This window comes from Actinomadura soli, assembly GCF_005889715.1.
In the GTDB taxonomy this organism is placed as follows: domain Bacteria; phylum Actinomycetota; class Actinomycetes; order Streptosporangiales; family Streptosporangiaceae; genus Spirillospora; species Spirillospora soli.
Window position 1 is genome coordinate 1 of sequence record NZ_VCKW01000362.1, and the last position, 6,437, is coordinate 6,437.

Below are 6,437 nucleotides of genomic sequence, written 5' to 3' on the forward strand. Positions count from 1 at the left end.
CTGGCGAACCATCCTGCTGAAGACTTCCGCCGGGCCCGTCGCGGTGACCGACAGTCAGGGGAGCGGGCCGGCGCTGCTGCTCGTCCACGTGGGCCTGGGCAGCCTGCTGTGGCGAGACTTGATCACCGAACTCGCTCCTGGTTTCCGGTGCGTGACCCTGGACGCTCCCGGCACCGGCCGCACTTCCGCCTTCGCCGCGGGCATCAGCCTGGCCACCGCCGCCGATGCCGTGACGGCGGTACTCCGTACGCTCGACCTCCGTCACGTGACGCTCGCCGTCCATGACCTGGGCGGTCCGGCGGGAATCAGCGCCGCCGCGCGCGAGCCTGACCGGGTCGCGGCCATCGCCGCCATCAACACTTTCGCCTGGCGGCCCACCGGTATCGCGTTCCGCGGCATGCTCGCGGTCATGGGCAGCGGACTGGTCCGGGAGAGCGACGCCTGGACCGGCTGGTTGCCCTGGCTCATTTCTACGCGTTTCGGCGTGGGGCGTCAGCTGGGACGGCCCGAGCGCCGGGCGTTCCGCGCCGTCATCGACCGCGACGGCCGGCGGGCATTCCACCGCTACATCGCCGACGCCCGCCGCAACGACCAGCTCTTCCAGGAAACCGAGGCGGCGCTGAGGGGCCCGCTGGCCGACCGGCCGCTGCTGACGGTCTTCGGGCAGCGCAACGACCCGCTCAACCTCCAGCCGAAGTGGAAGGCGCTGTTCCCCGGCGCCGTCCAGCACACCGTTGCGGGCGGCTACCACTTCCCCATGTGCGACGCCCCCGCCCAGGTCGCCGACCACGTCCGAACCTGGCACACCGCCCACGTCACACGAACCTGAGTCCGGCATGCCGGCACGCCGCGGACACGATCGCCGTGCGGAGGCCGTCGCCCGTCTCCCGGCGGCTGGGGAAAACCCTTGCGCGGCCGCCCCATCTACCAGAAGGTTCGCGATCGGGGACGCATGATTCCGGATGGGCTGCGCTACATCGACAGTTGGGTCGAGCCCAACTTCAGCCGGTGCTTCCAGCTGATGAAGTGCGATGACCTGCGCCTCTTCCAAGAATGGGTCCTCCAGTGGAGAGGCTCTTATGTTGTCGGTCGCACCTTCTGTGACTCGCTGCACAGCGACAGCGATCGACAGCCTCAGGCGCATTTGAGCGGAGGCCTGAGACTCGCCCGTTGGCGGCGGGACGCACACCCCGCCCAAGGACACGCTCCGGAATGGCGCGCGGTCACCGAATATGCGCGATTCCTACGAACGGCCATGTGCATTTGGTGACGCCTTCGCATCGTTGATGGCGGTGGCGGCCGCATGAGGGTGGGGTGTGGTGACGGTGACGGTGCGGCCGTTGCTCAGCAGCAGTCGCAGGGTGGGGCCGGAGCGGACTGTGTAGCAGGTGCGTCGTGGGGTCCACCAGAAACCGAAGGCGACGTACAGGGGGCGCAGGTTGATCACTTCGGCGCGCTGGATCTGGTCGAGGTGGTAGGTGCGGCGCGGCCATCCGAGTGCTCCGAAATGAATGGAGACTCCGTTGGGGCCGGCCGCGATTCTGACGCTGGACCCGGTGAGAGCGTAGAGGACCACGCCAGAGACGGAGATCAGTATCGGTGCCAGGTCCCGCCAGCTCCCGTTCGGTCCCCCTCCCAGGACCAGCAGCGGCAGCAGTAGTACGGCGCTGCCGGTCACCAAGGGCCAGTTGGTCACGCGGCCGGTGTAGATCGAGTTCCGGCCGGTGCCGGAGAACTCCGATGCGGTCATGTCAGCTCCTCGATGAGGCGGATCAGTTCGGCACGGCCGAGCCCCTGGGCCCGGGCGACGGCGATCAGGGCGTGAGCCGCCTCGGTGACCGAGGCCACCGGAGCACCCGAGGTCACCCGGGCTCCGCGTCCCCGGCGGAACTCCAGCAGGCCCTCGTCCCTCAGCTGCCGGTAGGCGGCGAGCACGGTGTTGCGGTCGACCGACAGGGCCACCGCCAGCTCGGCGGCCGGAGGAAGCTGCTCACCGGCGGTCAACTCGCCCGCTGCCACCCCGTGACGGACGCAGCCGGCGATCTGATGCTGCAGCGGTTCCTGGGATGAGTGATCAACAGTCCATCTCATGGTGCTAGTATTATTAGCACCATTTGGCGATGAGTCAAGCATCCGGTTCTCTCGAACGCGGCACCAGACCCGCGTAACCAAGATCGATCTCAGCGGCAACGGCTGTCTCAGAGTGGGACGCGCGGCTTGCACACCGGGGTAGCGGACACGGCGATCAGCCTCGAACGTGACGTCGATTTACCGCCAGACTCCCCGACGCGGCCCGGCCTAGGGTCACCGCCATGGACGAGAGAGATGCCTTCCTGGCAGCGCTCCTCAAGCGCAAGGCCGAAGACCCGACCGCGTGCCGCGCTTGGCGGGTGCGGGACCTGGTCGCGCACCTGACGGCCGGGGCCCGGGAGGAGGCCGACCTCATCCAGGACGCCCTGGCCGGACGCGCCTCCCGCCCGACACGAGAGTTCACCGAGCGGGAGCGGGCCTACCGGACGCTGGAGTACACCGCGCTGCTGTCGGCCTTGGCGCAGCAGGGCCAGCGCCTGCAGGAGGCCATCGCCGCGTTGGACCGCGCCGGCGCGCAGGTCAACTTCACCGGCGCCGTACTGGACGCCGCAGGATTTCGTACCCACACCCGCTCAGAGCTGTCCCTGCACCGCTGGGACCTGGCCGGCGACGACGAAACAGGACACCGCCTCCTAGAGCAGCCCGACCTGACCGCCCACGCGGTGAAAGTCCTGTCCACGATGCACACACTGCAGGAATCGTTCCGCTCCCGGGCAGCCAGGGTCGCCGCAGCACCCGACGGTTCGGCGTTCGTGCTGCGCAGTCCGGACCGGCCCGACGTGCTGGTGCGACTACGCCCGGACGCCACCGCGAGCATCCTGCCGACCCCGACCTCCGACCACCCGGTCGTCGCCTGCACCGCGGCAGACCGGCTCCTCCTGCTGTGGGGACGGGCCAGCGAACGCGCCGACCTATCAGACGTCACCACCGCACAGGCCGGACCCATCACCGCATTCCTACAGGTCTGACCACACGCCCCCTCCCCAGCCCGAATCGCAAGACCTGAGAAGGGCCATCCCCGATCCCGATCAAGCACTCGCACCGCTCAGCCCGCGCACCAGCGGATGCCCTCCCACGAGGTCGTCGCCGCGAACGGATAGCCCCGCTGTACGAAATGGACGACCAGCTCCTGGGCACCGGGCGACGCTGGAAATTGAAAGCACGGCGCAGCGGACGTCCGCGGCGTGGTCGGCAGGCGCCGACGACATAGGCCTGATCACAGGCGGCCGGGCCCATCCTCATCCCCGGCCGTCGAGCAGCGACATCACCGGTGCCGGCAAGGGACAGCCTCGACGTGCGTCCCCGCCATCGTGTCCTGCGGACCGGGGACCCTGGAGCGTGCCCGCCCGCACCGCGTCGGCCCGGTGCCAAGGCGTTCGGCAGCGCTCGACGATATTGCGGTCCCTGGAAGCGCGTGAGTCGAAGGCGTTGGGCCGTCCACCAGGGGAGGCGTGATCGCTCGCGCTCTTGACACGAGCTTCGCCCACGCGCGGCGGCGGGGCGGGCGTCAGCCGTCGAGGCCGCCGGTGATCATGAGGCGGGGGGCTGCCGAACGGTTGGCGGCCGGGGCGTGGAACAGGTGCGGGTGCAGGAAGACCACGTCGCCGGGCCGCCCGGTCAGCTCCACCACGCGGACCGGGACGCCGGCGACCGTCGTTCCCCGCGTCACCCGTTCGACGCGCCCGCCGGACTTTCCCGGGGCGCAGGAGGTCCCGCAGCCAGGGATCGGATCCGAAGACCGCGTCGCGCACCGCGGGCGAGCGGCCTGGATCGGCCGGGTCGGCCTCGTCCAGGAAACGCTCGACCAGCCGGTGCGAGCCGGCCAGCGAGACCGTGCCGCCGCCGTGCTCGCCGACGGGCGCGAGGTAACCCAGCCACTTCAGCGTCAACGCCGCCCGCGCCGGGTAGTCGATGTGCCAGCCGCCGGACGGCACGTCCCAGGTCCCCGGTGTCGGGAAGGTGACCAGCGGCACGCCCCAGGCGCCCGGCCGGGGCCAGGTCCATGATCCAAGCAACTCCCCGATCGCGGTCGTCACCTTGGGAGTGGCCATCGCCTCCGCCGCCCTGGCCGGAAAGCCGCCCGCGAGCCGTACGAACCCGTCCAGGGCGAACCGCTCCCGCAAACCCTTGCCATCCATGTCCGCCTCCCGGGGTCAAACAAGCGGCATCAGCCGAGCCCGCAGCATTATGGCCACACGCCCGCCCCAGACGGCGATCGATTTTCCGCGCCTCCGCCCCTACTCCGGCCGGGTGATCCGCCCCCCACCTGCGCCGAGCTATCAAGGCTGTCATCCCGGAGAAGAACGGTCGGCGGGCGCCGAGCAGTGTGGTCGGGGGACGAGCCGATGCCGCGGCCCCCTGGAAGCGCTGAACGAGGACAGTGACCCGGCCGTCATCGCCGGATGGATCACCGAAACCCAGCAGCAGCAGCGCGCCGCCGCCGCCGAAGCCCGGCTACGCCAAGCCCCACAGCAAGTGAAGTTGAAATCACGAGGAGATCACCGGCCTGATCAACCAACAGTGATGATGTAGGTGAGCGCCTCCCGTGCGGGGCCTGACTCTCCAACCAACTGACCTGGTGTCATGACCGGGATCTGTCGGCCCCGCCCGGGAGACGCTTCTGTGCACTCACCGGACCTGGCGTTGTGACCTCATAGGAGCCTGGCCAGAGGCCCCATCACTGTTTTGTCCACCGTCGCCCGGCTGGTGCGTGCCACCCCTGCCCCCAGGTCGACAGAGAACAGGACGGCGATGGCCTCCATTACACCCCAGGACACCACGGTCATCGAGGTCGCCGGTGGCGTCGATACCCACCAGGACACCCACACCGCGGCGGTGATCGACCTGGTGGGGCGAGTGCTGGGCACTGCGCAGTTCCCCGCCGGCACCGCCGGATACATCGCGTTGCTGGCCTGGATGCGTTCCTTTGGAACGCTGCTTCTGATCGGGATCGAAGGGACCGGCGCCTATGGTGCCGGGCTGACCCGCCATCTGCAGGACGCACCGGTGAAGCTGGTCGAGGTCGACCGGCCCAACCGCAAGACCCGACGCTTCCAAGCCAAGTCCGACCCGATTGACGCGGTCGAAGCCGCCAAGGCCGCGCTCGCCGGGACACGGACCGGCGCCCCCAAACAACGTGACGGCCGTGTTGAAGCCTTGCGGAACCTGCGCATCGCCCGCCGCAGCGCCATCCAGCACCGCGCCGACACCCAGCGGCAGATCAAGGCCCTGATCGTCACCGCCCCGACCAGCTGCGCACCCAGCTACGCAGCCTGACCACCCGGGCCCTCATCGCCACCTGCGCGGCCCTGCGGCCCGACCGGGCCCAGGCGGGCGATCCCGCCACCGCCACCAAGATCGCCCTGCGATCCCTGGCCCGCCGGCACCAGCAGCTCACCATCGAGATCACCGAGCTGGACGAACTCCTGGAACCCCCCGTCGCCGACATCAACCCGGGCTTGGTGGCCGTCCATGGCGTTGGCACCGACACCGCCGGACAACTCCTGGTCACCGCCGGAGAGAACCACCACCGGCTGCACTCAGAAGCCGCGTTCGCGATGCTCTGCGGCACGGCACCACTACCCGCCTCCTCCGGCAGGACCAACCGCCACCGCCTCAACCGAGGAGGCGACAGACAAGCCAACGCCGCCCTGCACCGCATCGTGCTCACCCGTCTGCGCTGGGACCCCAACACACGCGCCTACGTGGAACGACGCACCAAGGATGGCCTGTCCAAGAGAGAGATCATCCGCTGCCTCAAGCGCTATCTCGCACGCGAGATCTACCAGAGCATCAACACCACAACCGCGCTCGATCTCGCTGCTTGACATCAATAGGAGCATCTCCCTCGGGGACCGAGCCCAGGCCATCGCGACTGCCGACCCCGCCCGCAAGGCCGACCTGTACGCCAAGCTCGGCCTCCGCCTCACCTACCACCCCACACAACAAACAGTGCGGGCCGAGGCACCCCTCGAAACCCACACTCTGTGGGAGAAAGGTTCGTGTCCGAGGTCGAACACGAACCTTCTGCCTAAATCGTCCTTCCCCTGGGCGAAGTACCACTAAACACCGCAGCCCTGGTCGACGAGGCGGCGGACTGATCGCGGTGGCCAGGGCAGAGTTGTCCCTCGCAGATCGGGTGATCCGGTGGGCCTCCACGGCCAGCGTCTTCGTGTTGGCCGGAATCGCCGCGGTGGTCAGCTATAAGCACATATACCAGCTAGTGTCTTGAGTCGTTAATTCGTTGGCAGTATCCGGCGAGGGTTTCGAGGATGTCGTCGGCGGGTTTGGTCCACACGAACGGCTTGGGGTCGGTGTTCCACTCGTTGACCCAGGCGCGGACGTCA

General features: G+C 68.9%; 6 protein-coding genes and 1 pseudogene. 4 read left to right on the plus strand and 3 right to left on the minus strand.

Annotated features, from left to right (window positions below; translation table 11 throughout):
- On the plus strand, positions 1–829 hold an 829-nt coding region (locus ETD83_RS38095; RefSeq protein ID WP_138650055.1), incomplete at its 5' end, for an alpha/beta fold hydrolase.
- A 78-nt stretch (positions 830–907) separates the two neighbouring features.
- Positions 908–1,270 (plus strand): DUF3303 domain-containing protein, encoded by a 363-nt coding sequence (locus tag ETD83_RS46230; protein ID WP_407921552.1) that lies wholly within the window; start codon positions 908–910, stop codon positions 1,268–1,270.
- Here the strand turns inward: ETD83_RS46230 and ETD83_RS38105 are convergent.
- Together ETD83_RS38105 and ETD83_RS38110 are read right to left on the minus strand one after the other, a co-directional pair.
- Positions 1,244–1,750 carry a hypothetical protein gene (locus ETD83_RS38105; protein ID WP_138650057.1) on the minus strand — a complete coding sequence of 169 codons (507 nt, stop codon included), beginning with the start codon at positions 1,748–1,750 and terminating at the stop codon, positions 1,244–1,246. The genes ETD83_RS46230 and ETD83_RS38105 overlap by 27 nt on opposite strands.
- The gene (locus ETD83_RS38110) at positions 1,747–2,133 is read right to left on the minus strand and encodes a GntR family transcriptional regulator (protein ID WP_329603052.1); all 387 of its coding nucleotides are present in this window, start codon (positions 2,131–2,133) and stop codon (positions 1,747–1,749) included. Before ETD83_RS38110 ends, ETD83_RS38105 begins: the two co-directional genes overlap by 4 nt.
- A 179-nt stretch (positions 2,134–2,312) precedes the next feature.
- Here ETD83_RS38110 and ETD83_RS38115 point away from each other — a divergent pair, with 179 nt between their 5' ends.
- Entirely contained in the window at positions 2,313–3,059 is a 747-nt protein-coding gene (locus ETD83_RS38115) for a maleylpyruvate isomerase N-terminal domain-containing protein (RefSeq protein WP_138650059.1), read from the plus strand.
- A 539-nt stretch (positions 3,060–3,598) separates the two neighbouring features.
- Here ETD83_RS38115 and ETD83_RS43215 read toward each other — a convergent pair.
- Positions 3,599–3,760 carry a phytanoyl-CoA dioxygenase family protein gene (locus ETD83_RS43215; protein ID WP_171064674.1) on the minus strand — a complete coding sequence of 54 codons (162 nt, stop codon included), beginning with the start codon at positions 3,758–3,760 and terminating at the stop codon, positions 3,599–3,601.
- A gap of 1,091 nt (positions 3,761–4,851) precedes the next feature.
- Here ETD83_RS43215 and ETD83_RS38125 point away from each other — a divergent pair.
- Positions 4,852–5,918, plus strand: a pseudogene (locus ETD83_RS38125) (IS110 family RNA-guided transposase).
- Positions 5,919–6,437 lie beyond the last annotated feature (519 nt).